27 protein-coding genes and 1 tRNA gene are annotated in these 26,216 nt (G+C 69.5%); 12 read left to right on the top strand and 16 right to left on the bottom strand.

What is annotated here, in order from left to right; genetic code table 11:
• Positions 1 to 81 precede the first annotated feature (81 nt).
• Together ACK4I0_RS11050 and ACK4I0_RS11055 are read left to right on the top strand one after the other, a co-directional pair.
• A complete protein-coding gene (locus tag ACK4I0_RS11050; RefSeq protein ID WP_409610908.1) occupies positions 82 to 1,236 on the top strand; it encodes an efflux RND transporter periplasmic adaptor subunit in 1,155 nt (384 codons plus the stop codon).
• Positions 1,236 to 4,421 carry an efflux RND transporter permease subunit gene (locus ACK4I0_RS11055; RefSeq protein ID WP_409610955.1) on the top strand — a complete coding sequence of 1,062 codons (3,186 nt, stop codon included), beginning with the start codon at positions 1,236 to 1,238 and terminating at the stop codon, positions 4,419 to 4,421. Before ACK4I0_RS11050 ends, ACK4I0_RS11055 begins: the two co-directional genes overlap by 1 nt.
• 3 nt (positions 4,422 to 4,424) lie before the next feature.
• On the opposite strand, the gene ACK4I0_RS11060 is transcribed toward ACK4I0_RS11055, so the two are convergent.
• Positions 4,425 to 4,928: a c-type cytochrome gene (locus ACK4I0_RS11060; RefSeq protein ID WP_409610910.1), complete on the bottom strand. Its 504-nt coding sequence runs from the start codon at positions 4,926 to 4,928 to the stop codon at positions 4,425 to 4,427.
• Between the two features lie 150 nt (positions 4,929 to 5,078).
• Between ACK4I0_RS11060 and ACK4I0_RS11065 the strand changes: the two genes are divergently transcribed.
• From ACK4I0_RS11065 to ACK4I0_RS11075, 3 genes are read left to right on the top strand one after another with little or no spacing between them, the layout of a single operon-like run.
• The gene (locus tag ACK4I0_RS11065) at positions 5,079 to 5,348 is read left to right on the top strand and encodes a ferrous iron transport protein A (protein WP_409610912.1); all 270 of its coding nucleotides are present in this window, start codon (positions 5,079 to 5,081) and stop codon (positions 5,346 to 5,348) included.
• On the top strand, positions 5,348 to 7,210 hold the full coding sequence (locus ACK4I0_RS11070; protein ID WP_409610914.1) for a ferrous iron transporter B: 1,863 nt from the start codon (positions 5,348 to 5,350) through the stop codon (positions 7,208 to 7,210). Before ACK4I0_RS11065 ends, ACK4I0_RS11070 begins: the two co-directional genes overlap by 1 nt.
• 27 nt (positions 7,211 to 7,237) lie before the next feature.
• Complete coding sequence (locus tag ACK4I0_RS11075) at positions 7,238 to 7,999, top strand: prepilin peptidase (protein WP_409610916.1); 762 nt, start codon at positions 7,238 to 7,240, stop codon at positions 7,997 to 7,999.
• 5 nt (positions 8,000 to 8,004) lie between these two features.
• Here the strand turns inward: ACK4I0_RS11075 and ACK4I0_RS11080 are convergent, their stop codons facing one another.
• Positions 8,005 to 9,150, bottom strand: coding sequence for a serine hydrolase domain-containing protein (locus ACK4I0_RS11080; RefSeq protein WP_409610918.1), 1,146 nt, complete (start codon positions 9,148 to 9,150; stop codon positions 8,005 to 8,007).
• A 9-nt stretch (positions 9,151 to 9,159) separates the two neighbouring features.
• Positions 9,160 to 10,371, bottom strand: coding sequence for a TIGR03862 family flavoprotein (locus ACK4I0_RS11085; RefSeq protein WP_409610920.1), 1,212 nt, complete (start codon positions 10,369 to 10,371; stop codon positions 9,160 to 9,162).
• Between the two features lie 107 nt (positions 10,372 to 10,478).
• Here ACK4I0_RS11085 and greA point away from each other — a divergent pair, with 107 nt between their 5' ends.
• Positions 10,479 to 10,958: a transcription elongation factor GreA gene (greA, locus tag ACK4I0_RS11090; RefSeq protein ID WP_409610922.1), complete on the top strand. Its 480-nt coding sequence runs from the start codon at positions 10,479 to 10,481 to the stop codon at positions 10,956 to 10,958.
• On the opposite strand, the gene ACK4I0_RS11095 is transcribed toward greA, so the two are convergent.
• Positions 10,952 to 12,586, bottom strand: a complete 1,635-nt coding sequence (locus ACK4I0_RS11095) for a leucyl aminopeptidase (RefSeq protein WP_409610924.1) — start codon at positions 12,584 to 12,586, stop codon at positions 10,952 to 10,954. The two genes, greA and ACK4I0_RS11095, sit on opposite strands and share 7 nt — an antisense overlap.
• A gap of 166 nt (positions 12,587 to 12,752) precedes the next feature.
• Between ACK4I0_RS11095 and ACK4I0_RS11100 the strand changes: the two genes are divergently transcribed.
• Complete coding sequence (locus ACK4I0_RS11100) at positions 12,753 to 13,061, top strand: hypothetical protein (protein WP_409610926.1); 309 nt, start codon at positions 12,753 to 12,755, stop codon at positions 13,059 to 13,061.
• A 4-nt stretch (positions 13,062 to 13,065) separates the two neighbouring features.
• Here the strand turns inward: ACK4I0_RS11100 and ACK4I0_RS11105 are convergent, their stop codons facing one another.
• From ACK4I0_RS11105 to ACK4I0_RS11115, 3 genes are all read right to left on the bottom strand, one after another.
• Positions 13,066 to 13,791, bottom strand: coding sequence for a M48 family metallopeptidase (locus ACK4I0_RS11105; RefSeq protein ID WP_409610928.1), 726 nt, complete (start codon positions 13,789 to 13,791; stop codon positions 13,066 to 13,068).
• On the bottom strand, positions 13,757 to 15,037 hold the full coding sequence (locus tag ACK4I0_RS11110) for a polyhydroxyalkanoate depolymerase (protein WP_409610930.1): 1,281 nt from the start codon (positions 15,035 to 15,037) through the stop codon (positions 13,757 to 13,759). Before ACK4I0_RS11110 ends, ACK4I0_RS11105 begins: the two co-directional genes overlap by 35 nt.
• Before the next feature lie 104 nt (positions 15,038 to 15,141).
• A complete protein-coding gene (locus tag ACK4I0_RS11115; protein WP_409610932.1) occupies positions 15,142 to 15,765 on the bottom strand; it encodes an SCO family protein in 624 nt (207 codons plus the stop codon).
• Here ACK4I0_RS11115 and ACK4I0_RS11120 point away from each other — a divergent pair.
• Entirely contained in the window at positions 15,764 to 17,263 is a 1,500-nt protein-coding gene (locus ACK4I0_RS11120; RefSeq protein WP_409610934.1) for an ActS/PrrB/RegB family redox-sensitive histidine kinase, read from the top strand. The genes ACK4I0_RS11115 and ACK4I0_RS11120 overlap by 2 nt on opposite strands.
• A gap of 41 nt (positions 17,264 to 17,304) precedes the next feature.
• Positions 17,305 to 17,859, top strand: a complete 555-nt coding sequence (locus tag ACK4I0_RS11125) for an ActR/PrrA/RegA family redox response regulator transcription factor (RefSeq protein WP_409610936.1) — start codon at positions 17,305 to 17,307, stop codon at positions 17,857 to 17,859.
• A 57-nt stretch (positions 17,860 to 17,916) separates the two neighbouring features.
• Here the strand turns inward: ACK4I0_RS11125 and ACK4I0_RS11130 are convergent, their stop codons facing one another.
• The 7 genes from ACK4I0_RS11130 to ACK4I0_RS11160 all read right to left on the bottom strand — a co-directional run bounded on the left by ACK4I0_RS11130 (position 17,917) and on the right by ACK4I0_RS11160 (position 23,491).
• Positions 17,917 to 18,660, bottom strand: coding sequence for a DUF1223 domain-containing protein (locus ACK4I0_RS11130; protein WP_409610938.1), 744 nt, complete (start codon positions 18,658 to 18,660; stop codon positions 17,917 to 17,919).
• Between the two features lie 55 nt (positions 18,661 to 18,715).
• Complete coding sequence (locus tag ACK4I0_RS11135; protein WP_409610957.1) at positions 18,716 to 19,768, bottom strand: enoyl-CoA hydratase/isomerase family protein; 1,053 nt, start codon at positions 19,766 to 19,768, stop codon at positions 18,716 to 18,718.
• 11 nt (positions 19,769 to 19,779) lie between these two features.
• Positions 19,780 to 20,916: an acyl-CoA dehydrogenase family protein gene (locus ACK4I0_RS11140; protein ID WP_409610940.1), complete on the bottom strand. Its 1,137-nt coding sequence runs from the start codon at positions 20,914 to 20,916 to the stop codon at positions 19,780 to 19,782.
• A gap of 78 nt (positions 20,917 to 20,994) precedes the next feature.
• A complete protein-coding gene (gene argC / locus ACK4I0_RS11145; protein WP_409610942.1) occupies positions 20,995 to 21,924 on the bottom strand; it encodes an N-acetyl-gamma-glutamyl-phosphate reductase in 930 nt (309 codons plus the stop codon).
• A 74-nt stretch (positions 21,925 to 21,998) separates the two neighbouring features.
• Complete coding sequence (gene rpsI, locus ACK4I0_RS11150) at positions 21,999 to 22,490, bottom strand: 30S ribosomal protein S9 (protein ID WP_135062267.1); 492 nt, start codon at positions 22,488 to 22,490, stop codon at positions 21,999 to 22,001.
• A 2-nt stretch (positions 22,491 to 22,492) separates the two neighbouring features.
• Positions 22,493 to 22,966 carry a 50S ribosomal protein L13 gene (gene rplM / locus ACK4I0_RS11155; protein ID WP_209316095.1) on the bottom strand — a complete coding sequence of 158 codons (474 nt, stop codon included), beginning with the start codon at positions 22,964 to 22,966 and terminating at the stop codon, positions 22,493 to 22,495.
• Positions 22,967 to 23,140: 174 nt separating this feature from the next.
• Entirely contained in the window at positions 23,141 to 23,491 is a 351-nt protein-coding gene (locus tag ACK4I0_RS11160; protein WP_409610945.1) for a phage holin family protein, read from the bottom strand.
• Positions 23,492 to 23,594: 103 nt separating this feature from the next.
• Here ACK4I0_RS11160 and ACK4I0_RS11165 point away from each other — a divergent pair, with 103 nt between their 5' ends.
• Entirely contained in the window at positions 23,595 to 24,032 is a 438-nt protein-coding gene (locus ACK4I0_RS11165) for an HIT family protein (protein WP_409610947.1), read from the top strand.
• 60 nt (positions 24,033 to 24,092) lie between these two features.
• Here ACK4I0_RS11165 and ACK4I0_RS11170 read toward each other — a convergent pair whose 3' ends face one another.
• Positions 24,093 to 24,443 carry a DMT family protein gene (locus ACK4I0_RS11170; RefSeq protein WP_409610949.1) on the bottom strand — a complete coding sequence of 117 codons (351 nt, stop codon included), beginning with the start codon at positions 24,441 to 24,443 and terminating at the stop codon, positions 24,093 to 24,095.
• A gap of 66 nt (positions 24,444 to 24,509) precedes the next feature.
• Between ACK4I0_RS11170 and ACK4I0_RS11175 the strand changes: the two genes are divergently transcribed.
• Together ACK4I0_RS11175 and ACK4I0_RS11180 are read left to right on the top strand one after the other, a co-directional pair.
• Positions 24,510 to 24,585, top strand: a tRNA-Thr gene (locus ACK4I0_RS11175).
• A gap of 21 nt (positions 24,586 to 24,606) precedes the next feature.
• Positions 24,607 to 25,233 (top strand): TetR/AcrR family transcriptional regulator, encoded by a 627-nt coding sequence (locus ACK4I0_RS11180; RefSeq protein WP_409610951.1) that lies wholly within the window; start codon positions 24,607 to 24,609, stop codon positions 25,231 to 25,233.
• 54 nt (positions 25,234 to 25,287) lie between these two features.
• Here ACK4I0_RS11180 and ACK4I0_RS11185 read toward each other — a convergent pair.
• Positions 25,288 to 26,216: ATP-binding protein (locus ACK4I0_RS11185; RefSeq protein WP_409610953.1), on the bottom strand; the 929-nt coding region annotated here is incomplete at its 5' end.

A 26,216-nucleotide genomic window follows, 5' to 3' on the forward strand; every position in this document is an offset into this window, starting at 1 on the left:
ATCGTTACACAGACTTAATCTCGCCAGCCGCAGGACCGTCCTGTATGGCGAGCCGACCCTGGGTTTCGGAGCCGCCTGCGCGTGATCAAGCGACACTTCTTCATCATCGCCGCCGCCGTCCTGGTCGGGCTGATGGCCCTGGCTGCGGTGCTGCGCATCGCCTTCGCCGACGAGTCCGGCGGCGGCGGACCGGGCGGTCCCGGCGGCCCTGGCGGGCGAGGCGGCGGTCAGTTGGTGTCGCAGGTGGCGGTCCAGCCGCGCGAGTTCTCCGACAGCCTCCAGGTGCTGGGCGTCGCGCGCGGACGACGCTCGGTGAACATCACGTCCAACACGTCTCAGTTGATCACGCGCGTGCTGTTCCAGGACGGCCAGGTCGTGGCGGCGGGGACGCCCCTCGTGGAGTTGCGCGCTCAGCAGGAGGCCGCCGGCGTCGCTGAAGCCCGTGCGGCCGTTGTCGAGGCCGAGCGGGACTACGAACGCTATTCGACCCTCGCCGAGCGAGGCTTCGCGCCGCGAATGATGGCCGAGCAGGCCGAAACCGCCCTGGCGCGCGCCCGCGCCAACCTGCAGGCCGCCGAGGTCCAGCAGGGCGAGCGCGTGATCCGCGCCCCCTTCGCGGGCCGTCTGGGCCTGACCACGGTGACGGCCGGCACGCTGATCAATCCGGGCGCCGTCATCACCACCCTGGACGACGTTGCGGTTATCCGGGTCGATTTCCCCGTGCCTGAACGTTTTGCGGGCAGTCTGACCTCGGGCACGCCTATCACGGCGACGGCCGACGCCTATCCAGGCGAGACCTTCTCGGGCCGCATCGCCCTGCTCGACACGCGGGTGGACGAGACGACCCGCGCCATCACCGCCCGGGCTGAGTTCGCCAATCCCGGCAACCGCATCCGCCCGGGCACCCTGATGCGGGTGTCGGTACAGCAGGGCCGCCGAAACGCTCCGGCCGCGCCTGAATCGGCTGTTCAGTATGAGGGCGAAGGCGCCTTCGTCTATCGCATCGCCCGCGGCGAGCGCGGCTCGACCGCCCAGCGCGTCGAGGTGGTCACCGGCTCGGTCGAGAACGGCTTCGTGGAGATCACCTCGGGCGTGGACGCCGGTGAACGGATCGTCGGGACCGGCCTGAACCGCATCCAGCCCGGCGCGCCGATCCGCGTCGAGGAGGGTCAGGCGGCCGCCCAGCCTGCCGCGCGCGCCGCTGCACCCCAAACCGCCGGGCGTCCCGCGTCATGATGCTGTCCGACCTTTCGGTCCGGCGCCCGGTCTTCGCCGCCGTCGCCGCCATCGTGCTGTGCGTCATCGGCGCGGCGGCCTTCTTCTTCCTGCCTGTGCGCGAACTGCCCGACGTCGATCCGCCGATCGTCTCGATCAGCACCAGCTACGCCGGCGCCTCGGCCGAAGTGATCGAGAGCCGGATCACCGAGCCGATCGAACAGCAGATCGCGGGCATTCAGGGCATCCAGCGTATCAACTCCACCAGCCGCGACGGCCGGTCCAACGTAAATATCGAGTTCAGCCTGGACCGCGACATCGACGATGCGGCCAACGACGTGCGCGATCGGGTCAGCCGCGTGCTGGGTCGTCTGCCGCAGCAGGCCGATCCGCCGACTGTGGCCAAGGCCGACTCCGACAGCCAGCCGATCATCATCCTGTTCCTGCGCTCCGAAACCATGAACCGGCTGGAGCTGACCGACTATGCCGACCGCTATCTGATCGATCGTCTGGCGACGGTGGACGGCGTGGCCCAGGTCCAGATCTACGGCGAGCAGCGCTACGCCATGCGCATCTGGCTTGACGCCGCCGCACTGGGCGCCCGTGGCCTGACGGTCACTGATGTCGAGAACGCCCTCAGCACCCAGAACGTGGAGCTTCCCGCCGGCGCGCTGGAATCGGCCGACAAGGACTACACCGTTCGCGTGGCGCGCAACTACGCCACCGCCGCCGAGTTCGCCCAGCTGCCGATCGGCACGGGCGGCGCGGCGTCGCAGCCGGGCAGCGGCGCCTCGGGCGTCATTCAGGGCCAGCCGACCTATGTCACCCGCCTCGGCGACGTGGCGCGCGTCGAAGAGGCCGCCGCCGAAGACCGCCGCCTGTTCCGAGGCAATGGACTGGACCAGATCGGTCTGGCGGTCACACGCCAGGCGCAGTCCAACGACCTGGCCATCTCCGACGGCGTGCGCGCTCTGATGGAGGAGATCCAGCCGACCCTGCCCGAGGGGACGCAGCTGGTCATGGGGTCGGACAACTCGGTGTTCACCTCGCACGCGATCGACGAGGTCTGGATCACCATGGGCATCGCCCTGGCCTTGGTGGCCCTGGTGAACTTCGTCTTCCTGGGCAGCTGGCGGGCGGCGCTGATCCCGTCTGTGGTGGCGCCCATCTGTCTTCTGGCGACCTTCATCATCCTGGCCCCTCTGGGCTTCTCGCTGAACCTGTTGACGCTGCTGGCCCTCGTTCTGGCCATCGGACTGGTGGTGGACGACGCCATCGTGGTGACCGAGAACATCCAGCGCCGCCTGGATCACGGCGAGCCGCCGCTGGTCGCCGCCGAGCGTGGCGCACGGCAGGTCTTCTTCGCCGTCGTGGCCACCACTGTCGTGCTTCTGGCCGTGTTCGCGCCGCTGCTGTTCCTGCCGGGCTACGTCGGCCGCCTGTTCGTCGAACTGGCGGCGGCGATCGCGGCGGCGGTGGCCTTCTCGGCTTTCCTGGCGCTGAGCCTGTCGCCCATGCTGGCGTCCAAGATCCTCAAGCCCGCGCAGGGGTCCAGCGGCTTCGCGGGCCGGGTCGATCGGATCATGGACAGCGTCAAGACGTCGTATCAGCGATCGCTGGGCGCCCTCCTGGGCCGTCGCATCGCCATCGCCGGGGTGGCCGGCATGGTGCTTCTGGTCATGGCCGGGGCGGCGGGCATGTTCTTCACCCTGCCCAACGAACTGGTGCCGTCCGAAGACCGAGGCCGCGTCGGCATCCGGGTGCAAGGCCCTGAGGGCGCGGGCTTCGACTATACCCGCAGGATCATGCTGGGGCTTGAGCCCATCCTGGCCGAATATGCGCAGAACGGCGAGGTCGACAGCTATCTGATCTCGGCGCCCGGCTTCGGCGGCGGCAGCTTCAACTCCGGCAACGCCAGCCTGACGCTCAAGGACTGGTCCGAGCGGGACCGCTCGGCCGACGAGATCGCACAGGAGCTGAACGGCAAGCTGCGCACCCAGACCGACGCCCAGGTCAACGCCTCGACGCCGGGCGCTTTCCAGCGCGGCGGCGGTAACTCCAACTCGATCGAGCTGATCGCCACCGGCTCGGAATACGAAGACATCTATCGCTGGCTTCAACCGATCCTGGCGGCCTCGCTGGAGAATCCGGGTTTCTCGCGCCCGCGCCTGAACTATGAGCCGAACGCGCCTCGCCTGCTGGTCGATGTCGATCCGCAGCAGGCCGCCGCCCTGGGCGTGTCGTCGCAGCAGATCGGGCGCACGCTTGAGACCATGTTCGGATCACGTCGCGCGACGACCTACATCAAGGGCGGCCAGGAGTACGACGTGATCCTGCAGACCGACCGCGACAATCGCCGCGAGGTCTCGGACCTGCAGGCGCTCTATGTTGCGACCGGTGCGGGGCAACTGGTGCCGCTGTCGTCGGTGGTCACGACCCAGACCTCGGGCGACACGCCCGACCGTCGTCGTCTGGACCGCCAGCGCTCGATCAGTCTGCAGGCGGACCTGAACCCCGGCACCACCATCGCCGACGCCATGGCCTTCCTCCAGGATCAGGCCGCCCAACAGCCGCAAGGCGTGGCCACGACCCGCTGGGGCGGCGCGGCGCGCGACCAGCAGGAGGCCGGCAGCGCTGTTGCCTGGGCCTTCGCCCTGGCGCTGCTGCTCGTCTTCCTGGTGCTGGCGGCGCAGTTCGAGAGCTGGATCACGCCGGCGGTCATCATGCTGACGGTGCCGCTTGCGGCGGCCGGCGGACTGTTCGGCCTGGTCATGGCCGGGTCCAGCCTGAACATCTATTCGCAGATCGGCCTGATCATTCTGATCGGGGTGGCGGCGAAGAACGGCATCCTGATCGTGGAGTTCGCCAACCAGCTGCGCGACCAGGGCCGAAGCATCCGCGAGGCCATCATCGAGGCTTCCTCGCTGCGCCTGCGGCCCATCGTCATGACCGCGATCGCCACCTCGTTCGGGGCCCTGCCCCTGGTGCTGTGGCAGGGTGCGGGCGCGGGCAGCCGCCAGACCATCGGCGTGGTCATCTTCTGGGGCGCCATCTTCGCCACCATGCTGACGCTGTTCGTGGTGCCGGTGATCTACGGCGTGCTGGCGCGCTTCACCAAGTCGCCGGAATGGACGGCTCGCAAGATCGAGGAATGGGAAGCCCAGGAGGCGACCGCCAACGACAAGCTGCCGGCGGCGGCGGAATAGGGGTCAGGCGCCGGCGGGAGCCGTCGGCGCCGCCTGCCCATAGCCCGTCTCGACCTTCAGCCAGGCGATGACGTCGCGGCGGTCCGTGGCGTCCGGCAGGCCGGGGAAGCTCATCTTGTTGCCGGGCAGGAAGGTGCGCGGATTGGCCAGCCAATCGTCCAGCCGTTCTGCGTCCCAGGTGAAATCGGCCTGTTTCAGCGCACTGGAATAGTTGTAGCCGGGGTGCGACCCCGCCGCGCGGCCGAACACGCCCCACAGATTGGGCCCCGTCATGTTGGGGCCGCCCTCGGTGATCGTGTGGCAAGAGCGGCAGCGGGCGAAGGCGCGCCGTCCATTCTCCATGTCGCCGGCGTTGTAGGGCGCGGGCAGAGAAGCCAGCAGGGCCTGGCGCTGATCGTCGGTCAGGGCCGGACGCGCGGGCGCCTTGGGCGCTGTGGTCTCCCCGCCCTGACCGCAGCCGGCGAGGGCGGCGGCGATGACGAGAGCGAGCGGATAGATCGAGCGCATGGGACAGACCTCTTGACTGGCGTCTGAATACCCGACCCTCAGGGCGCGGCAAGCCATCGGGCTGGACGCGGACCCTTTGCGACTGATAATCAGCGGCGCATAAGCCCTGCGGCCGGACGCCGCATGCGACGGACCCTCCCGGATCATCTCATGAGCGACACCATCACACTGAACCGGGCGCGGCCGGGCGACCGAGGCGTGATCGTCAAGGTCGGCGACCACTGTCACCATCAGGACCACGCGCTTGAGCTTGAGCGCCGCCTGCTGGAGCTGGGCTTTGTCGAGGGCGCGACGGTCGAGGTGCTGCATCAGGGCCTGTTCGGCGGCGATCCCCTCGCGCTGAAGGTCGACGACATGCGCGTGGCCCTGCGTCGACACGAGGCGGCCAGCCTGACCGTGCGGATTGGAGACGCCGCCTGATGGATATGGCCGTCCGCTCCGCCCGCATCGCCCTGGTCGGCGCGCCCAACAGCGGCAAGACCGCCCTGTTCAACGCCCTGACCGGCGCTCATCAGAAGGTCGCCAACTACGCCGGCGTGACGGTCGAGCGGAAGGAGGGCCGCATCCACGCGCCCTCGGGCCGCACCCTGTCGGTGCTGGATCTGCCCGGCACCTATTCGCTGCGCGCGCGCAGCCCGGACGAGGAGGTCACGCGCGACGCCGTTCTGGGCCGGCTGGCGGGCGAGCCCGAGCCAGACCTGATCGTCTGCGTCGCGGACGCCACCAATCTGCGCCTCGCCCTGCGCCTGGCGCTGGAGATCAAGACGGTCGGCCGGCCGGCTATCCTGGCCCTGAACATGTACGACATCGCCGAGCGCCAGGGTCTGCGCATCGATCTGGATCGGCTGTCGGCCGAACTGGGGCTGCCGGTCGTCACGACCACGGCGACACGGCGGCGCGGCATCGCTGATCTGGTCGCCGCGGTCGAGGACGCCGCGCGGGCGCCGAGCGAAAATCGCTGGCAGGCGCCGGACGCCGCCCAGCTGCGCGCCGCCCACCGTGAGGCCGAGCGCATCATGAAGGCCTGCGTGCGTCCGCCCGAACGGCCGGACACCCTGACGGGCCGGATCGACGCCGTCCTCCTGCACCCGGTCGGCGGCCTGCTGATCCTGCTGGTTCTGCTGTTCGTCATGTTCCAGGCCGTCTTCGCCTGGGCCGCGCCGCTGATGGACGGGATCGAGGCTGGGATCGGTGCGCTCGGCGCCGGGGCGGCGACGCTCTTGCCCGACGGCCTGTTGCAGAGCCTGATCGTGGACGGCGTCATCTCGGGCGTCGGCAGCGTGCTGGTCTTCCTGCCGCAGATTCTGATCCTGTTCCTGTTCATCATCGCGCTGGAAGACTTTGGCTACATGGCCCGAGCCGCCTTCCTGATGGACAAGATCATGGGCGGGGCGGGCCTGCACGGCCGCGCCTTCATCCCGCTCCTGTCCAGTTTCGCCTGCGCCATTCCCGGCGTCATGGCGGCGCGGGTGATCGATTCCAAACGCGACCGGCTGACCACCATCCTGGTCGCCCCGCTGATGACCTGTTCGGCGCGCATTCCGGTCTACACCCTGATCATCGCCGCCTTCATCCCCAATGAGACGGTCTGGGGCTTCGCCAACCTGCAAGGGCTGGTGATGTTCGGTCTTTACGCTGTGGGCATTGTCAGCGCCCTGACGGTGTCGCTTCTGATCCGCAAAGTGTTCTGGCGAGGGGCGGTGGAGCCCTTCATGATGGAGCTGCCGGCCTACAAGCTTCCCGACGCCCGCAGCGTGGCCTTCAATCTGTGGCTTCGGGCGCGGATATTCCTGATGCGGGCGGGCCGGATCATCCTGCCGCTGGTCATCCTGCTGTGGGTGCTGGCAACCTTCCCCTATCCGCCCGAAGGCGCGACCCTGCCGGCCATCGACTATTCCTTCGCCGGTATGCTGGGCCGGGCGCTTGAGCCGATCTTCGCCCCCATCGGCTTCAACTGGCAGATGGTGGTGGCGCTGATCCCCGGCATGGCGGCGCGCGAGGTCGCGGTGGCGGCGCTCGGCACCACCTACGCCATCGCCGACGCCGAGAGCGCGACGGGCCTTCTGGCCTCGACCCTGGCGGCCCACTGGTCGCTGGCCACGGCCCTGTCCTTCCTGGCCTGGTATGTCTTCGCTCCCCAGTGCGTCGCGACCCTGGGCGTGGTGCGGCGCGAGACCAACTCGCTGAAATGGACCTGGATCATGATCGGCTACATGTTCGGTCTGGCCTATCTGGCGTCCTTCGTGACCTATCGCGTGGCCGTGGCGCTCGGGGGCGGCTAAACCCGACAAGAGCCCGTCGGAGCGCCCATGGCCGAAACCCTCGCCATCGTCCTGATCCTGGCTTTGCTTGGCCTGGTGTTCGGCAGCTTCATCGCCGCCGTCAGCGTGCGCCTGCCGGCCGAGGAGGACGTGGTCTTCACCCCGTCGCGGTGCCGGTCGTGCGAGACGCCGATCAAGCCCTGGAGCCTGATCCCGGCGTTCAGCTGGCTGGCCCTGCGCGGACGTTGCGTGGCGTGCGGCGCGGCCATTTCACGGCGCTATCCGCTGATCGAGACCGCCGCCGCCCTGATCGGCGTCTGGGCGGCGCTGAACGGCCAGGGCTGGATGACCGTGGCGGCGACCGCCGTGCTCGGCTGGCAGTTGCTGCTGATCGCCCTGGTGGACGGCGAGCATTTCTGGCTGCCCGACGTCCTGACCTGGCCGCTGGCGGTCACCGGCCTTGTGGCCGCATGGGTGCTGGGCGGGGCGCCGGGCCTGATCGCGAGCGGCGTCGGTGTGATCTCGGGCTTCGGCCTGCTGTGGCTCTTGGCCTTCGCCTATCGCCAGGTGCGCGGGCGCGACGGGCTGGGCGGGGGGGACCCCTTCCTGTTCGGGGCGGCGGGAGCCTGGGTCGGCTGGATGGGCCTCCCCAGCGTGCTGCTGTGGGCCTGGGCGGCGGCCTTCAGCTTGGTGGCGGCGCGGCTGGTCCTCAGGCGGACGGTGCGCGGCGACGACCGACTGCCGTTCGGGGTCTTCCTGGCGATCGGGTCGTGGCTGACCTGGCTCTACGGCCCGCTCGGTCTGGCCTAGAGGGGTCAGAGCACCGAGTACAGCGCCTCCACCAGCCGCAGAGCGCGCGGGTCGCCGATCAGGTGCGGCGACTGGCGGGTCATGACGTAGGCGGCCGACAGCCCCGCCTTCGGATCGGCGAAGGCGCACGAACCGCCCCAGCCGCAGTGGCCGAAGGCTTCGGCGTTCGGGCCGAAGATGTTCAGCCCGGCGTTCAGAGTGAACCCCGCGCCCCACCCCATGTCGAAGGGCAGCACGCGGTCGCGGCCGCGTATCCGCTCCCTGGACGCCTCGGCCACGGTGCGGGCGCTCAGCACCTCATTGCCCTCCAGGACGCCGCCTTGGGCGAAGGGCGACAGGATGCGGGCCAGGTCGCGCGCCGTGCCGTGCAGATTGGCCGACGGGATCTCCGCCATGCGCCATTCCGTGGAGCCGCGCCCGCCCGGCGCCGAGCCGCGATCCAGGAAGGCGGCCTTCTTGATCGCATCAATGACGCCCAGGTCGGGCGCCGCCGAGGGCTTCCTCAGCTGCGCCACGCGACCATGCTCGGCCTCGGGCAGGCCGATCCACAGGTCCAGGTCATGCGGCTGGGCGAAGTCTTCGCGCAGCGCCGTCCCCATGGTCCGCCCGTCCAGGCGACGGAACAGCTCGCCCGCCAGAAAGCCGATGGTGATCGGGTGATAGCCGGACGCCGTACCCGGCTCCCACATCGGCGCCTGGGCGCACAGTCGGTCCAGCACCGCCTGGCGGTCGAACCAGATGGCCGGCTCCACCGTCTCGGAAAAGCCCGGCAGGCCGGACTGGTGGCTCATCATTTGGCCGATGGTGATGCGATCCTTGCCGGCCTGGCCGAACTCGGGCCAGTGGAAGGCGACCCGGTCGTCATAGGCCGCCAGCCCCCGGTCGACACAGCGCGCGATCATGGTCGCCATCACCGCCTTGCCGGTCGAGAAGACCGGAACCAGCGTCCGCTCGTCGAACGCCTGGGTCCGCGCCGTGTCGGCCCATCCGGCCCACAGATCGATCGCGACCTCGCCGTCGATGACCACCGAGAAGCGCGCGGCCAGTTCGTCCAGCCCCTCGGGCGCGTCGGTGAAGTTGCGGGCGAAAGCGTCCTTCACCGCGCCGAAACGGTCGGGGCACAGGCCGTGGATGTCGGGAAGGTCGGTCATGGTCCTGATCTAGCCGCGCGCGTCCAGCCACGCCAGCACGCCCTCTGCGGCCACGACTCCCGAGGCGAAGCTGGCCTGCAGCAGGTAGCCGCCGGTCGGAGCCTCCCAGTCCAGCATTTCGCCGGCGATGAAGACGCCGGGACGCGCGGTCAGCATCAGCCGCGCATCGACCTGATCCAGCCGGACGCCGCCGGCCGACGAGATGGCCCGCTCAAGCCCCTGAACGCCGGTCACCGTCAGGGGCAGGGTCTTGAGGCGCGCCGCCAGGGCTTCGGGCTCGGTCGGAATGTCGCCGGCCTCGCGCAGCAGGGCGACGGCGACGGGCACCAGGCCCAGCGCCTTGCGCAGCCAGTTCGACAGGCTGTCCTTGCCGCGCGGACGCGACAGGCGGCGCGCCAGATCTTGCACGGAGGCGTCGGGCCGCAGGTCCAGGTGCAACACGGCGCGGCCGTCTCGCTCGACCGCGTCGCGGATGGGCGCAAACAGGGCGTAGACGGCCCCCCCTTCTAGGCCATAGGCCGAGAGCAGAGCTTCGCCGCGCACCCGCTGATCGCCGATGGACAGGGCGACGCCCTTCAATGGCGATCCGGCGAAGCGGTCGATCAACGGCGGGGACCAGGCGATGTCGACGCCGGCGTTGGCGGGGCGGAAAGGCGCGACGGCGACGCCCTCGGCCTGCAGCAGGTTCATCCAGCCGCCGTCGGAGCCCAGGCGCGGCCAACTGGCGCCGCCCAGCGCCAACACGACGGCCGACGCCGGTTCGATCCGCTCGCCGTCGGGCGTGTCGAAGGCCAGAGCCTGATCGCGCCAGCCGGTCCAGCGCGAGCGGGTGCGGACCTCGACGCCCAGCCCATTGAGTCGCGCCAGCCAGGCGCGCAGCAGAGGCGAGGCCTTGAGCGCCTTGGGAAACACCCGGCCGGAGCTGCCGACGAAAGTTTCCTGGCCCAACCCTTCGGCCCAGGTGATCAGGTCGGCGGGCGTGAAGCGGGCCAGCCAGGGCGTCACGACGCCTTGGGCTTCGGCGTAGCGGCGCTGAAAGCGGTCCGGCGGTTCGGAATGGGTCAGGTTCAGCCCGCCGCGGCCGGCCATCAGGAACTTGCGCGCCACCGACGGCATGCGCTCGTGCACGACCACGCATCGGCCGGCCTGGGCCAGCCGCTCGGCCGCCATCAGGCCGGCCGCACCGGCGCCGATGACGTGGATGGGGGCCTCGGAGCTCATCGGCTGTTTCCTGGACCGGAACGGCGCGGCGCGCCATACGCTTGCAAAGCGAAATCGGTCGAGCCGCCTCGTGGCTCGGCTCAGATGTTCGTCTCTGGAAAGTGCCCATGAGCGTAGCCTTCACCCGCGAGGAAGACCTGGAAGCCACGGCGGCGGACCTGCCGGATCGGCCGGTGTCGACGCACGCCAATCTGGTCACGCCCGAGGGACTGGCCGCCATCGACGCAGAGCTGGCGTCAGCCCGCGCCGCCTATGGCGCGGCCCAGTCCAGCGGCTCCATCGAGGCGGACCGCACCGCCATGGCGCGCGCCGCGCGGGACCTGCGCTACTGGTCGGCGCGCCGCGCCAACGCCCAGCTGGTCGAGCCGGGAGAGGCGGACGGCGCCGTGCGGTTCGGCGGCGGCTTCACCATCGAGCGCGAGGACGGCCGCACCCAGACCTGGCGCATCGTCGGCGAGGACGAGGCGGATCCGGCGCACGGCACCGTCAGCCACGTCTCGCCCCTGGCCCGCGCCGCGATGGGCCGCCGCGCCGGCGACGAGATCATCGTCGCCGGTCAGCCCTGCGAGATCGTTGCGGTTCAGTAGCCGCCGGCGCCCCGTTCGCGCGCGACCGGGGTCCAGTCCAGAACGAACCGCTCCAGCAGGCGCACGGCGTAGCCGTAGGAGCCAGACGGCCGCACGTCGCTGGCGCCGCCATAGGCCGCCGAGGCGATGTCCAGATGCGCCCAGGGCGTCTCGGGCCGGACGAACTCGCCGATGAACCAGGCCCCCGTGCCGGCGCCCGCGCCGCCGTCGCCGGTGTTGCGCAGGTCTGCGATCGAGGAGCTGAGATAGCGGGCGTACGACGGATGCAGCGGCAGCCGCCACAGGGGCTCGCCCGTCGCCAGGCCGGCGCGCTGCAACTGGTCGGCCATGGCGTCGTGGCGTGTGAACAGGCCGGCGTATTCCGACCCCAGGGCGCCGCCGACTGATCCGGTCAGGGTGGCGACGTCCACCACCACCGACGGGTTGAAGGTGTTCTCGGTCCACACCAGGGCGTCGGACAGGACCATACGGCCCTCGGCGTCGGTCGAGATGATCTCGATGGTCTTGCCGTTCATGGCGGTCACGACATCGGCGGGCCGCGAAGCCGTGGCGCTGGGCATGTTCTCGGCCAGGGCGGCGACGGCGATGACATCGACCGGCGCGCCCGACTTGGCCAAGGCCAGGACCGCGCCCGTGACGCTGGCGGCGCCCGACATGTCCATCTTCATATTGCCCATGCCGGCGCCCGGCTTGATCGAGATGCCGCCGGTGTCGAAGGTGATGCCCTTGCCGACCAGGGCGATCGGGCCGCCCTCGGGCGCGCCCGGACCGCGATAGCGGATGGCCATCAGGCGCGACGGACGCGCGGACCCTTGCCCAACGCTCAGCAGGGCGCCCATGCCCAGGCGCTCCATCTGCGGCACGTCCAGCACCTCGATGGTGACGCCCCGCACGCCTGCAAAGGCCTGACGCGCGCGTTCCACGAAGCTCTCCGGATAGACGATGTTGGCGGGCTCGTTGGAGATGTCGCGGGTCCAGGCCATGGCTTCGACCAGGGCGCGGCCGCGGCGCTCGAACTCGGCCCGCGCGGCTTCGCCGCCGACGACGGTCAGCGGGCCGGGCGACGCCTGTTCACGGCCGGTCGTGCGGTGCAGGTCGGATCGATACTCACCTAGGCCGAAGCCAGTGAGGAACTCTGCAGCCTGATTCGCCGGCAGGCCGCCGGCCCACAGGGTTGCGGGCGCGCTGTCGGTGTGCAGCATTCGGCCCGCCGCGGCGCCAGCGCCCTGAACGTCAGCCATCGACGGATTGGCGCCCAGGCCGACGACGACGATGCGGTCCCAGCCGCCCAGGCCGCGAAGCGCCAGCGTCTGGCGCGCGCCATAGCGGAAGTTCGCCGAGGTCAGGGCGCGCTGCACGGACTGAAGCACGGCCGGGTCCATAGAGGCGGCGCGGGTCGCCAGCTCCGCTTCGGACGACAGCGGCAAGATCAGAGTGCCGGTTTCGGCGCCGGGCTGGGCGGCGAAGGTCACCGGCCGGTTCACCTGGGCCGCGGCGATGTGCGGCTGAACGCCTGCGATCGTCGCCGACGCCTGGTTCTGACGGCGGATCTGGGCCTCGGCCGAGTTCGGGGCGAGGACGGCCAGCCCGAGGGCGACGGCGAGGGCGGAGGCGGCGACGGAACGCATGGACGTGAAACTCCCGGGGTTGTCGTTGGCCTGTTCAGAAAAGGCGCGGCACCTTGACCGTCCCGCGCCCGCGCCGCACCCCAGGACGCCCGCGACCTTTTGTCCCTGCGAACAGCCGGCCGTCTGCAACCGTATCCGAGGGGCGTCCCCAGGCGTTGGCGACACCATGCATCCCCGAACCCCAGACGGCCGATACTTCGTCGTTCGCGGCCGCCTGTGGCGGCTGAGCGATCCCGGCCTGTCCGACGAGCGGCGCGGCGAATTGGTCGACGAACTGATGGCCGCCCGTCGCGCCGTGCGCGAAGCCCTCCGGTCAGGCGAGGGCCTGGCGGACGCCCGGTCGCGCGTCGACGCCGCCAAGGTCGCGCTGGGCGAACGCGGGCCGCCCTGGTGGGACGACGGGGCGCCGGACTACAACCGTCACATGGCCCGCAATACGCCCTATGCGGACTGGTTCGTCGCGCTGGACGACTGAACCGTCAGCCGACCGCGTGGAGCGCCGCTCCATGCTCGCGCAGCCAGCGGCGGAAGGGACGCTGGTCGCCGACCAAACGATGCACGACCGCCCAATAGGCGGGGCTGTGGTCGGCGTGGACCAGATGGGCCACCTCATGGGCGGCCAGGTAGTCGATGACCGGTTCGGGCGCCATCACCACCCGCCAGGAGTATCGGATCGACCGGTTGTGCGGGCTGCACGAGCCCCAGCGCGAGCGGGTGTCGACGATCGAAACCCGCACGGGGCCTCGCCCCGCCTGCCCGCCGAGGCTGGCCAGATGATGTTCGGTGCGGGCGGTCAGGAGGTCTCTTGCCTGCCGCTTGAACAGGTTCTCGACCCGACGGGCGAAGGCCTCGCCCTCTCCGCCGGACGCTATGACCGGCTCGCCGTCCCTTTCGACCAGCCGGGCCGCGCCGGCGCCGCCGGTCGCCTCCAGACGGATGGGGCGGCCCTTCAGGCTGACGGTCGCGCCCGGCTCCAGCGGCCGGCTTTCGGCGCGCGCCGCCAGACGCTCGGCGATCCAGGCGCCGCGCGAACGGGCGAAGGCGACCGCCTGAACCAGGCCGCGTTGCGACGGGGCCACGACCACCGCCTCGCCCCGACGCGCGTCGATGCGCACCGACAGGCGTCGCGCGCGCGGATTTACCGTGAGCAGAAGGGCCGGAACCCCGTCCTCAGGCGGCAGTCTTTGACCGTGGCTGAACCGCACTGACGGCCTCGTTGCGGGCGATGAAGTCGCGCACCCTGGGATAGATCTCGTCTCTGAACCGACGGCCGTTGAAGACGCCGTAGTGGCCGACCTCGGGCTGGACGTAGAGCTCGCGGCGCTTCTTGGGAATGTTGGCGCACAGGCCGTGCGCGGCCTGGGTCTGACCGACGCCGGAGATGTCGTCCTTCTCGCCCTCGACGGTCATAAGGCCGATGTCGGTGATTGCGCCCAGATCGACCGGTCGGCCCCGATGCTCCAGCAGGCCGCGCGCCAGCAGGTGCTGCTGGAAGACGATGTCGATGGTCTGGAGATAGAACTCCTCGGTCAGGTCCAGCACCGACAGATATTCGTCGTAGAACTGCTCGTGCTTCTCGACCCCGTCGCCGTCGCCCGACACCAGGTCGTCGAAGTACCGGCGGTGGGCGTCGATGTGCTTGTCCTCGTTCATCGACATGAAGCTGAACAGCTGGACGAAGCCCGGATAGACCCGCCGGCCGAACCCCGGATAGGGCCAGGGCACGGTGTGGATCATGTTGGACTTGAACCAGGTGAAGGGTTTTTCCTCCGCCAGCTGGTTGGTCACCGTCGGCGACAATCGCGCGTCGATCGGCGAGCCCATGAAGGTCATCGACGCCGGTCGGTTGGGGTCGTTCTCCTCGGCCATCACGGCGCAGGCGGCCAGCACCGGCGGGCCCGGCTGGCACACGCCGACGACGTGGGCGCGCGGGCCGATCACAGCCAGCATTTGGCGCACATGGTCGATGTAGTCGTAGAAGTCGAACCGGCCCTCTAGCATCGGCACCTGCCGCGCATTGGTCCAATCGGTGACGTAGACGTCGTGATCCTGGATGAAGGTCTCGACCGTGCCGCGCAGCAGGGTGGCGTAGTGGCCCGATAGGGGCGCCACGACCATGACGGCCGGGGCCGCCGCCGGCTTTCCGGCCCGCTTCAGATCGCCGACGTGGCGGGCGAAGCGCACCAGGCGGCACCAGGGCGAAGACCAGACGACCTGTTCTGTGGTGCGCACCGGCTTGCCGTCGATCTCGACGGTCTCCAGGCCCCAGGCCGGCTTGCCGTAGCGCCGCGTGACGCTCTCGAACAGCTCGGCCGAGGCGTAGGCCGTGCGTCCGATCGCGGTGTCGGACGCGGGGTTGAAGGGCGAGGTCCAGAACTGGCGCGCCATCTGGGCGCCGATCCGGAAAGGCGTCGCCGAATGATAGGCGAGCTCGTGAAGGGCGTAGAGCATGAAGTCCTGTTCTTGGCCGCCGGGTTGTGCAGGGCAGCATAGAACGCGCGGCGGCGCAAAAGGATTAAAAGAGCCGGTCGCTCACGACTTCAGCGGAGATCAGCTCAACCCCGCTCCATCGCCCGGCGGATCACGTCGGCCGACCGATCCGGCCCCAGGTCGTGGGCCAGGGCCGAGCGGAACTGGCCGTCGGGGCCCATCAGATAGATCGTGAGCGAGTGGTTCATGGTATAGGCCTCGCCCTCGCCGGCCTTCTCGTAATGGGCGCGATAGGATTTGGCGGCCTGGGCCACCTGCTCGGGCGTGCCGGTCAGGCCAATGACGCCGCGCGGGAAGCCGTCTGAGGACAGATAGTCGTTCAAAAGCTGCGGCGTGTCGCGTTCGGGGTCCACGCTGATGAAGACGATCTGCAGGTCGTCGGCCTGCGCGCCCAGCCGCTCCTTGGTCGCCGCCAGCGTGCCCAGGGTCGCGGGGCAATAGTCAGGGCAGTGGGTGAAGCCGAAGAAGACCAGGCTCCACTTGCCGTCCAGCAGGGTCTGATCGACCGCCTGGCCGTTCTGGTCCACCAGCTGGAAGGGTCCGCCGACCTGCGGCTGGCCCGTCGATGTGACTTCGTTCGTCCCAGCCGGCGCATCGCGACCCGCCGTCACCACGATCGCGGCGATGGCGATGGCGGCGGCCAGGGCGATGCAGGCGCCAGCGAATAGCAGAACAGGGCGACGGGGCATGAAGGAACCTTTCGCGGCGGGCGTCGGAGGCGTCTATAAGGCTCAGGTGAGCTTGGCCCAAGACCCCTTCACGCCGCAGCAGGGCGCCGATCCCGTCCGCAGGGGCCGGGGGCTGAGCCTGCGCACCCTGGTGCTGCTGCGGTGGCTGGCGATCGCCGGGCAGTCGGCGACCATACTGTTCGCGCACTATGTGCTCGAATTTCCCTTGCCTCTGGGCCTGTGCCTGGCGGTGATCGGCGCCAGCGTGGCGTTCAACCTGACAGCGGGCTTGAGGCTGCGCTTGCCAGAGGCGGGCCTGCCCGACGGGCCGCGTACGGCGATGCATCTGGGGTTCGACATCCTGCAGCTGGCGACGCTGCTGGCGTTGACTGGCGGGCTGGACAACCCGTTCTGCATTCTTCTAATCGCGCCCGTCACCATTGCGGCGGCCTCGCTGCCCGGGCGCCAGGCGGCGGCGCTGGGCGTGCTGGTGCTTCTCGTCACCGCCGTTCTGTTCACCTGGTCGCTGGATCTGCCATGGCGTCAGGGCGAGCATCTGCGGTTGCCGGGCCTTTATCACGTAGGCATGGGGCTGGCGCTGGTGACCGGTGTTGTCTTCACCGCCGGCTACGCCTGGCGGGTGGCGGCCGACGCCGAGAAGCTGGAGCTGGCCCTGGCCACGACCCAGGACGTGCTTCAGCGCGAGCAGCGGCTGGCGGCGTTGGGCGGACTGGCGGCGGCGGCGGCGCATGAGCTGGGCACGCCGCTGGCCACCATCCAGATCGTGGCCAAGGAACTGTTGCGCGCCTCGCCGGCCGGGACGGGCGCGGCCGAGGACGCGGCCTTGATCCTGCAGCAGGCGGAGCGATGCCGCGAAATCCTGACTCGGCTCTCGCAGCAGCCAGAGGACGGCGACGCGCTTTATGCCGATGTGGGCCTCAACGCGCTGCTGGAGGAGGTGGTCGAGCCGCATCGCGGTTTCGATCTGGACTTCCAAGTGGCGGTGCGCGCGCCAGAAGGCCACGCCCATCCGCGCGTGAAGCGCTTGCCCGAGGTCATCCACGGCCTGTCGACCATCGTCGAGAACGCCGCCGATTTCGCGACTTCGACCGTCCGGGTGGCGGCTATTGTGGATGCCGGCTGGATCACCATCGAAGTGGTGGACGACGGCCCCGGCTTCGCCAGCGACATCCTGCCTCGACTGGGCGAGCCCTATGTGACCAGCCGGCCGCAGGGCAAGGCGCGTCTGGCCCTGGCGGCCCAGCTGGCCGCCGCCGCCGCGCGCCCCGGCGGCCGCAAGGCGTTGAAAACCATGCCGCCGGCCGAGCTGGTGGCGCCCAGCCAGGGCGGAATGGGCCTGGGCTTCTTTATCGCACGCACCTTGCTGGAGCGGACCGGCGGCGAAGTCTCGGCCGGCGCGGGCGACGGCAAGGGCCGCCAGAAGGGCGCCCGCGTCGCGGTCCGCTGGCCGCGCCAGGCGCTCGAAGTGTCGCAGGGGGAACCGGAAAGCTTGACCTGAGCTTCACGGGCTCCGACTTGAAGGGGATGGAGATGACGACGATGTCCGAGATCGAAGACCAGATCGCCGCCCTGCCGGACCGCAGCCTGCTGCTGCTGGACGACGACCAGGCCTTGCGCACACGCCTGGGGCGCGCGCTTGAGACCCGAGGCTTCGAGGTCACCACCGCAGAATCCGTGGCCGAGGCAAGCCAGCATCTGCGCCAGGCCGCGCCCGCCTTCGCCGTGCTCGACATGCGGCTTGAGGACGGCAACGGCCTGAAGATCGTCGAGGACCTGCGCGCGCGCCGCGAGGACGCCCGGATCATCATGCTGACCGGCTATGGCGCCATCGCCACGGCGGTCGCGGCGGTCAAGGCCGGCGCGGTCGACTATCTGCAGAAGCCCGCCGACGCCGACGACGTGGTCAAGGCCCTGCTGGCGACGGGCGAAGCGCCGGAACCGCCGGAAAACCCCATGAGCGCCGACCGCGTGCGCTGGGAGCACATCCAGCGCGTCTATGAGCTGTGCGACCACAATGTCTCGGAAACCGCGCGTCGCCTGGGCATGCACCGCCGCACCCTGCAACGCATCCTGGCCAAACGCGCGCCGAAGTAGGCATTGTCCTGCGCTACGCTTGCGACGCGGTCGCTCGCGGCTTGAGCGCGCGCAAGCTTATTGGATCGCAGCGTTCAGAATGCGCCGATCGGCCTTGGACTGCACCATGACGGCCAGCGCCTCGCCGGGCTGGCGGCTGGCGGGAAGCGTGAACAGGGCCGACCGTCCGCTCCAATCTCCAAGACGAACCACGTCGCGCACCACATTGACGTGACGAACGGCCTGGCCCCGGTTGTCGCCGTTCTCGACGGTCACCACCTGGGCGCCCGGCCGATAGATGACCGCCACGACCTCCGCCCCGCCTCGCGGTGCGCGGCCCGAGCCGACGCCGACGCGGTCACCGGTGGCGCGAAACTCTATCTGCGGAGGAAAGACCGGGCGCTCCGCCTCCTCGCGGATGGCGCTGGCCAGCTCTGACGCGCGCGCCCCCGACATCTGCCGACGTCCGTCCAGCACCACTTGGGGCGTGGAAACGGCGCGCAGCTTCAACGAATGCCGATAGGCGCGCTGGCGCTCGGCGAACTCAGGCCGGGCGAAGGTGTCTGGCCACCCCAGATAGTCCCAATAATCGACGCCGTAGGTCAGGGCGATCACGCCGGGTGTTTCCGCCGCCTGCTCGACCGCCCGGTTGGCTTCCGGACAGCCGGCGCAGCCCTGGGCGGTGAACAGCTCCACCACGACCGGCGCATCGCGGGCGACGACCACGCGCGGCGCCGAGGCCGCCGGCTGGGCCGACGAGCCCGCGGCCATGCCGCCTGCGAGGGCGAGCCCCGCTGCAATGATCCAGCCCCTGACGTTCATGTTCGGACTCTTACGCCCACGACGGCTGCGGCGCCCCTCATAATCGCGTGAGGCGTCAAGGAAGGGGGGTGAAAGCGTCGCCCCGCGGCAATGGAGCGAACAAGGCGTCCAGATCGGCGTCGGTAACGCCGTCCAGGGTCGCGGGCGACCATTTCGGCGCATTGTCCTTGTCGACGATGACGGCGCGCACGCCTTCCTGGAAGTCGTGGGTGCGAACCACACGGCCGCCCAGGGCGTATTCCATCGCCATGTTGTCGGCGAAGCTGTCCAGTGTCGCGCCGGTGCGGATCTGGCGCAGCGACACCTTCAGCGACTGGGGCGACTTGGTTCTCAGGATGTCCAGCTGCTGGCGCGCCCAGTCCGAACCGTCAGCCTCCAGGGCGGCGAAGATTTCCTCCACTGTGTCGAAGGCGAACAGGCGGTCGATGGCTTCCAGATGCGCCTCGATCGGCGCCTCGCCGGCGTCGTCCTCCAGCCCGTCGGCGACATCGGCCGGATGGGCGGGGTCGGCGGCCAGTATCGCCCGGAAGGCCTCGAGCGCGTCGGTCGGCAGATAGTGGGTGTGGATGCCCAGGAAGACCGTGTCCGCCGCCTTCAGCCGCGCCCCGGTCAGGGCGATCCAGACGCCGGTCTGGCCCGGCAGGCGCGGCAGGAACCAGCCGCCGCCTACGTCGGGGAACAGGCCGATGCCGGTCTCGGGCATGGCGTAGGTGGTCCGCTCGGTGGCGATGCGCACCTCGGCCGGCTCGGAAATGCCGACGCCGCCGCCCATGACGATGCCGTCGACGATGGCCGTGATCGGCTTGGGATAGTCGAACATCAGGGCGTTCAGCCGATACTCGACCAGGAAGAAGGCCTTGGCCTCGGAGGCATCGCCCGCGCCGCTCTCGGCGATCATGCGGATGTCGCCCCCGGCGCAGAAGCCGCGCTCACCAGCATGGTCGATCAGCACCGACTTGACCGCCTCGTCCGCGCGCCAGTCCAGCAGGGCGCCGATCATCGCCTCGCACATGGCCCTGTTCAGCGCATGGATCGCCTTGGGCCGGTTCAGGGTGAGGCGGCCGACGCCGTTTTCGACGCGGGCGAGGATTTCGGGTTCGGGGGTCATCTCGACTTCGCTCATCGCGCCAGCTCCCGCGCCACGATAACGCGCATGATCTCGTTCGTGCCTTCCAGGATGCGGTGCACCCGCAAATCCCGCACGATCCGCTCAAGCGGATAGTCCTTCAGATAGCCGTAGCCGCCATGCAGTTGCAGCGCATGGTCGGCGATCTGGAAACAGGCGTCGGTGGCCAGCCGCTTGGCCATGGCGCACCATTTGGTCTTTTCGGGATGGTCGGTGTCGATGGCCCAGGCGCCGCGCAGCACCATCAGGCGCGCCGCCTCCAGGTCGGTGGCCATGTCTGCCAGCTGGAACTGGGTGTTCTGGAACTCGCCGATCGGTTTGCCGAACTGTTTCCTGGACGCGACGTATTCCTGGGCTGTCTCCAGCGCCAGCCGCGCGCCGCCCAGGGAGCAGGCGGCGATGTTCAGCCGCCCGCCGTCCAGCCCGGCCATGGCGTAGCGGAAGCCCGCGCCCTCCTCGCCCAGCAGGTTGGCGGCCGGCACGCGGCAGTCGTCGAACTGGACGATGGCGGTGGGCTGGGCGTTCCAGCCCATCTTCTTTTCCTGGGCGCCGAACGACAGGCCGGACGTGCCGGCCTCGACCACAAGGGCGGAGATGCCCTTGGGCCCCTCGCCGCCGGTGCGGACCATGACGACATAGACGTCCGACGTGCCTGCCCCCGAGATGAAGGCCTTGGCCCCGTTCAGGACGAAATCATCGCCGTCGCGCACCGCCGTGGTGCGCAGCGCCGCCGCATCCGATCCCGAGCCCGGCTCGGTCAGGCAATAGCTGGCGATCTTCTCCATGCTCGTCAGCGACGGCACGAAGCGGCCCCGCAGATCGTCCGAGCCGAAGCGGTCGATCATCCAGGTCGCCATGTTGTGGATCGAGATGAAGGCCGCCGTCGCCACGTCGCCGCGCGACAGCTCCTCGAAGATCACCGCCGCCTCGACCCGGCCCAGCGCCATGCCGCCATGCTCTTCGCCCGCATAGATGCCGCAGAAGCCCATCTCGGCCGCCGCCTTCATGACGTCGACGGGGAAGTGCTTGTCTTCGTCCCAGCGGGCCGAGTTCGGCGCCAGCTGATCGTCGGCGAAGGCGCGGGCCGCGTCCTGAATGGCGCGCTGGTCTTCGGTGAGGGCGAAATCCATGGGGTCCTCCGGCTCGCGGGCAGACCCCGCTGTTGGGGCGCTTCTAGACCAGACGGACGGCCGATGCAGCCCCGCTGGTCAGCGCAGCCCCTCGCCCTCGTCCAGGCCCAGCATCAGGTTCAGGTTCTGCACCGCCGCGCCCGAAGCGCCCTTGCCCAGATTGTCCAGCAGCGCCACCAGCCGCGCCTGTTCGCCGGAGCGATCGCCGAACACATGCAGCCGCAGCCGGTTGGTGCCGTTCAGACCCTCCGGCGTCAGGCCGCCCAGGGCTTCCGTCGCCTCCAGCTCCGCCACCTCGACAAAGCGGGCGCCGGCGTAGGCCTCGACCAGGGCGCCATGCAGCACCTCAATGGAAGGCGAGCCCGGCAGGGCCGACAGATGCAGCGGGACCTCGACCAGCATCCCTTGGCGATAGTTTCCCACCGCCGGGGCAAACAGCACGGGCCGCGTCAGGCCGGCTTGCTGGGTCATCTCCGGCACGTGCTTGTGCTTCAAACTCAGGCCATAGGCGCGGAAGGGATCGGCGCCGCCCTCGAACTCGGCGATCATGGCCTTGCCGCCGCCGGAGTAGCCGCTAACCGCGTTGACGGTGACCGGCAGGTCCGCCGGCACGATCCCCGCCCGCACCAGCGGCGCGATCAGGCCCAGAAAGCCGGTCGGATAGCAGCCTGGATTGCTGACGCGCGTGGACCTGGCGATCCGCTCGCCCTGCCCCGGCGCCATCTCTGCGAACCCATAGGTCCAGTCCGGATCGACCCGATACGCCGTCGAGGCGTCGATGATCCGCACCGCCGGGTTCTCGACCATGTCCACCGCCTCCCGGGCGGCGTCGTCCGGCAGGCACAGAATGACCGCATCGGCGGTGTTCAGCGCCTCGCGCCGGGCCGCGACGTCACGCCGACGGTCCCCCAGCAGCATCAGTTGCAGATCGCGGCGCGTCTCCAGCCGCTCGCGGATCTCCAGCCCCGTGGTGCCGGCCTCGCCGTCGATGAAGATGGTGTGGGTCATGATCTGGCCTCCAAAGAAAAAGGCGCTCCGGGTTTCCCCGAAGCGCCCCTTCGTAACCGACTGGCGGTCGCCAGTTAGCGCTTCGAGAACTGGAAGCTGCGGCGAGCCTTGGCGCGGCCGTACTTCTTGCGCTCGACGACGCGGCTGTCGCGGGTCAGGAAGCCGTGCGGCTTCAGGACCTTGCGCAGTTCCGGCTCATAGTGCGTCAGGGCGTGCGACAGGCCGTGGCGGATGGCGCCGGCCTGGCCCGACAGGCCCGATCCCTCGACCGTGCAGACCACGTCGAACTGGGTGGCGCGGTCCGAGACGTTCAGCGGCTGGGCGACCATCATTTGCAGCACGGGGCGGGCGAAATACTGGGCCAGCTCCTTGCCGTTGACGGTGATCTTGCCCGAACCCGGCTTCACCCACACGCGGGCGATGGCGTTCTTGCGCTTGCCGGTCGAGTAGGCGCGGCCCTGGGCGTCCAGCTTCTGGACGTGGACGGGCGCTTCATTCTCGGCCGAGGCGGACAGGCCCTTCAGGGCGTCGAAACCGGTGGCTTCGGTGTTGGTCACGTCGGTCATGCTCAGACGCTCCGGGTGTTCTTGGGAGAGGCCGACGCGAAGTCGATCGTCTCGGGCGACTGGGCTTGGTGGCTGTGCTCGGAGCCGGCGAACAGACGCAGGTGCGTCATCTGCTTGCGGGCCAGCGGGCTTTCCTTGGGCAGCATGCGCTCGACGGCCTTCTCGAGCACGCGCTCGGGGAAGCGGCCGTTCAGCACCTTCTCAGGCGTGGTCGACTTGACGCCGCCCGGGTGACCGGTGTGGCGATAATAGACCTTGTCGGTGTTCTTCTTGCCGGTGAACACCACCTTGTCGACGTTGGTGACGACGACATAGTCGCCGCAATCGACGTGGGGGGTGTAGGTCGGCAGGTGCTTGCCGCGCAGACGGTTGGCGATGAAGGTCGCGAGACGGCCCACCACGACGCCTTCGGCGTCGATGTGGATCCACTTCTTCTCGACCTCGGCCGGCTTCAGCGAAGCCGTAGTGCTCTTCAGCATGACGAGGGTCCTGGGACGACGAAAAACGAGGGTCCGGCCGGACGGGCCGAACGGAAGGCGCGCTCTTAGAGCAGGCGCGGCCCGTCGTCAATGCGGTTCAGATGTGCCAATCAAGCCTAGTTATATGATCTACAACGGTTTTCCGCTTGCGGTATTAAAATACCCGACACTTCAACGCCGATCGTCGCCGATGAAGGCCCCGGCGATCCAGCTGACGACGCCGGTGACGATGGCCGCGCCGATGCCGGCCCACAGGCCGGCGACAGTGAATCCGCCCAGGAACATGGAGGTCAGGCCGATCATCGCGGCGTTCACCACCAGCAGGAACAGTCCCAGGGTCAGCACGGTGATCGGGAAGGTCAGCACCACCAGGATCGGTCGCACGAAGGCGTTGACCAGACCCAGGATGACGGCCGCGGCGATCAGCGATCCGGTTGAGGTGAAGTCCACCCCCGGCACGATCCGAGCCGACAGCCAAAGGCCGATGGCCGTCACGACGGCCTGGACGATGAACCTCAGCATGACGCGCTCCCACTGTTCAGCTTGACCATATAGCGCACGAGGCGCCGTTCCGCTCCAGCGCAATCGCCTGCTAGTCTGCCGGCCTCGGACACGGAGCTTGCCCATGAGCCTTCACGGCGCCTACGACCCCGACAACATCTTCGCCAAGATCCTGCGCGGCGACATCCCCTCGGTGACGGTGTGGCAGGACGATCATGTCCTGGCCTTCATGGACGTGTTTCCGCAGTCCGAGGGCCATGTGCTGGTGATCGACAAGGCCTCGACGGCCCGAAATCTGCTGGAGATCGAACCCGAGGCGCTGTCGCGGCTGGCGCTGGCGGTACAGCGCACGGCGCGCGCGGTCGAAAAGGCGCTGAAGCCCGAGGGCGTCAGCATCCTGCAGTTCAACGGCGAGGCGGGGGGGCAGACCGTCTTCCACCTGCATTTCCACGTCGTGCCGCGCTGGTCGGGTCGCGAGCTGAAGGGCCACGGCCACGCGCCCATGGCCGACACGGCCGCGCTCAAGGCCCTGGCCGAACGCATCGCCGCCCAACTCGACTGACCGGGCAAGATGGCGAAGATCTGAGTTGGGCTGGACGCCGTCCAACCCAACCGATTTCGCTTAAAGCGGTCCGCGGAAGATGAACCAGGCCCCGCCGGCGATCAGGGCGAAGCCGACCGCATGGTTCATCGTCAGCTTTTCGCCGAGATAGGTCACCGACACGACGGCGAAGACCACAAGGGTGATCACCTCCTGCATCGTCTTCAGCTCGGCCGCCGAATAGACGGTGTGGCCGATCCGGTTGGCCGGCACCGCCAGGCAGTATTCGAAGAAGGCGATGCCCCAGCTGATCAGCACGACGATCCACAGCGGCTTCGAGCCAAACTTCAGGTGGCCATACCAAGCGAAGGTCATGAAGACGTTCGAACCGACGAGCAGAACGATGGGGGCGATTTGGGGCGGAAGGGTCATGATCGAGGCCTGGCTTGCACAGCGCGCTCAGCGCCATCATAAGACGCTCCCGTCCGCAAGGTCGGCGCCGGTTTAGCTCAGCTGGTAGAGCAGCGGTTTTGTAAACCGAAGGTCGCGGGTTCGATTCCTGCAACCGGCACCATTCGCTTTCGAAGGCCCGTCCATGGCCGAACAGACCAATAAGCTGGGCCACAGGATCGGCGCGCGCGGCGGACGCACCCGCCTGGCCATCCTCGACGCCACGCGGCGCCTGCTGACCCAACGGCGGTTCAGCGAAGTTCGGGTCGCCGACCTGGCGGCGGAGGCCGGCGTCTCGCCCTCGAACTTCTACACCTACTTCAAATCGGTCGAAGAGCCGGTGCTGGCGCTGAGCGAGCAGATCGCCGTCGAGGGCGACCGGCTGGCGAGGCATCTTCAGACCGACTGGACCGGCGAGCGGGCGCTGGAGGGGGCGCGTGCCCTGGTGGCCGACATGATCGCCCTGTGGCGTGACCACGGGCCGGTGCTGCGCATCGAGCATATGCTGGCCGATCAGGGCGATGAGGCCTTCGCGGAATGCCGCATCCGCCGACTGCGCCGCCTGCACCTGGCGCTGGAGCGCCGCATCGCCCAGGCCCAGTCCAGCGGTCTCCTGCCCGAGGCCCTGAGCGCACGCCTCGCCTCCTACGAGGTCGCCAGCCTGGTCGAGGGCGTGGCCGCGGGCATCGACCTGCTGCGCCGCGCCGACGACGACGAGGCCATCGTCGAGACCACCGCGCTGATTGTCGTGCGGCTGACCACAGGCCGCTAGAAACCGACCACTATGGCGCGCACCGCGCCCGGCTTTGAGGGGCCGCGTTAGTTTTCAGAAGACTGGTGATTTCGCCGTCTGGCGGTCGAAGTCGCCCTGGGCGCCGACGGTGGTGCGGCGATAGAGCAGGGCCTCGGCGATGTGGCGGCGAAGGATGCCGTCGCAGCCGTCCAGATCGGCGATGGTGCGGGCCAGGCGCAGGGTGCGGGTCCAGCCGCGCGCGGTCAGGCCGCCCGCCTCGGCGGCCCGCATCAGCAGCATCCGCCCGGCGTCGTCGGGCCGGGCGGTGCGATCCAGGAAGTCGCCCGAGGCGCGTGAGTTGATCGACGCAACGGGGTCTAGCCCGGCCTCGGCCGCGCGATCGGCCTGCAAGGCGCGGGCGGCGGCGACGCGAGCGGCGGCATCGGCCGTGCCTTCGGCCGCCGGCGGCAGGGCCATGTCGGCGGCGGTGACGGCGGGCGTCTCGACGGTCAGATCGATGCGGTCGAACAGGGGCCCTGAGATGCGGTTCTGATAGCTGGCCTGGCAGCGCGGAGCCTTGCCGCACGCGCCGCGCCCGGCCCCGCCCAGGCCGCAGCGGCACGGGTTCATGGCCGCCACCAGCTGGAACCGCGCGGGATACCGAACATGGGCGTTGGCGCGGGCCACCACCACCTCGCCGGTCTCCAGCGGCTGGCGCAGGGAATCCAGGGCCTGGGGCGCATATTCCGGCAGCTCGTCCAGGAACAGCACGCCGTTGTGCGCCAGAGACGCCTCGCCCGGCTTGGCCCGCAGCCCGCCGCCGGTCAGGGCCGCCATCGAGGCCGAATGGTGGGGCGCGCGGAACGGCCGGTCGCGCGTCAGGGCGCCGCGCTCGATCAGGCCGGCGACCGACCAGATCATCGAGGTCTCCAGCAGTTCGCGGGACGTCAGGGGCGGCAACAGGCCCGGCAGACGCTGGGCCATCATCGACTTGCCCGAACCGGGCGGGCCGATGAACAGCA

Source organism: Brevundimonas sp., from assembly GCF_046295775.1.
Lineage (GTDB): Bacteria > Pseudomonadota > Alphaproteobacteria > Caulobacterales > Caulobacteraceae > Brevundimonas.

What these genes read in the sequence shown, in the direction of transcription:
- ACK4I0_RS11070 (WP_409610914.1), top strand. Translation starts at nt 5,348, where the DNA reads ATGGATATGGCCGTCCGCTCCGCCCGCATCGCCCTGGTCGGCGCGCCC.
- ACK4I0_RS11115 (WP_409610932.1), bottom strand. Translation starts at nt 15,765, where the DNA reads ATGCCCCGTCGCCCTGTTCTGCTATTCGCTGGCGCCTGCATCGCCCTG.
- ACK4I0_RS11165 (WP_409610947.1), top strand. Translation starts at nt 23,595, where the DNA reads ATGAGCCTTCACGGCGCCTACGACCCCGACAACATCTTCGCCAAGATC.
- ACK4I0_RS11085 (WP_409610920.1), bottom strand. Translation starts at nt 10,371, where the DNA reads ATGAGCTCCGAGGCCCCCATCCACGTCATCGGCGCCGGTGCGGCCGGC.
- ACK4I0_RS11140 (WP_409610940.1), bottom strand. Translation starts at nt 20,916, where the DNA reads ATGGATTTCGCCCTCACCGAAGACCAGCGCGCCATTCAGGACGCGGCC.
- ACK4I0_RS11055 (WP_409610955.1), top strand. Translation starts at nt 1,236, where the DNA reads ATGCTGTCCGACCTTTCGGTCCGGCGCCCGGTCTTCGCCGCCGTCGCC.
- ACK4I0_RS11160 (WP_409610945.1), bottom strand. Translation starts at nt 23,491, where the DNA reads ATGCTGAGGTTCATCGTCCAGGCCGTCGTGACGGCCATCGGCCTTTGG.
- ACK4I0_RS11170 (WP_409610949.1), bottom strand. Translation starts at nt 24,443, where the DNA reads ATGACCCTTCCGCCCCAAATCGCCCCCATCGTTCTGCTCGTCGGTTCG.
- ACK4I0_RS11100 (WP_409610926.1), top strand. Translation starts at nt 12,753, where the DNA reads ATGCATCCCCGAACCCCAGACGGCCGATACTTCGTCGTTCGCGGCCGC.
- rpsI (WP_135062267.1), bottom strand. Translation starts at nt 22,490, where the DNA reads ATGACCGACGTGACCAACACCGAAGCCACCGGTTTCGACGCCCTGAAG.
- ACK4I0_RS11125 (WP_409610936.1), top strand. Translation starts at nt 17,305, where the DNA reads ATGTCCGAGATCGAAGACCAGATCGCCGCCCTGCCGGACCGCAGCCTG.
- ACK4I0_RS11065 (WP_409610912.1), top strand. Translation starts at nt 5,079, where the DNA reads ATGAGCGACACCATCACACTGAACCGGGCGCGGCCGGGCGACCGAGGC.
- greA (WP_409610922.1), top strand. Translation starts at nt 10,479, where the DNA reads ATGAGCGTAGCCTTCACCCGCGAGGAAGACCTGGAAGCCACGGCGGCG.
- ACK4I0_RS11130 (WP_409610938.1), bottom strand. Translation starts at nt 18,660, where the DNA reads ATGAACGTCAGGGGCTGGATCATTGCAGCGGGGCTCGCCCTCGCAGGC.
- argC (WP_409610942.1), bottom strand. Translation starts at nt 21,924, where the DNA reads ATGACCCACACCATCTTCATCGACGGCGAGGCCGGCACCACGGGGCTG.
- ACK4I0_RS11075 (WP_409610916.1), top strand. Translation starts at nt 7,238, where the DNA reads ATGGCCGAAACCCTCGCCATCGTCCTGATCCTGGCTTTGCTTGGCCTG.
- ACK4I0_RS11135 (WP_409610957.1), bottom strand. Translation starts at nt 19,768, where the DNA reads ATGACCCCCGAACCCGAAATCCTCGCCCGCGTCGAAAACGGCGTCGGC.
- ACK4I0_RS11060 (WP_409610910.1), bottom strand. Translation starts at nt 4,928, where the DNA reads ATGCGCTCGATCTATCCGCTCGCTCTCGTCATCGCCGCCGCCCTCGCC.
- ACK4I0_RS11110 (WP_409610930.1), bottom strand. Translation starts at nt 15,037, where the DNA reads ATGCTCTACGCCCTTCACGAGCTCGCCTATCATTCGGCGACGCCTTTC.
- ACK4I0_RS11095 (WP_409610924.1), bottom strand. Translation starts at nt 12,586, where the DNA reads ATGCGTTCCGTCGCCGCCTCCGCCCTCGCCGTCGCCCTCGGGCTGGCC.
- ACK4I0_RS11120 (WP_409610934.1), top strand. Translation starts at nt 15,764, where the DNA reads ATGAAGGAACCTTTCGCGGCGGGCGTCGGAGGCGTCTATAAGGCTCAG.
- ACK4I0_RS11180 (WP_409610951.1), top strand. Translation starts at nt 24,607, where the DNA reads ATGGCCGAACAGACCAATAAGCTGGGCCACAGGATCGGCGCGCGCGGC.
- ACK4I0_RS11080 (WP_409610918.1), bottom strand. Translation starts at nt 9,150, where the DNA reads ATGACCGACCTTCCCGACATCCACGGCCTGTGCCCCGACCGTTTCGGC.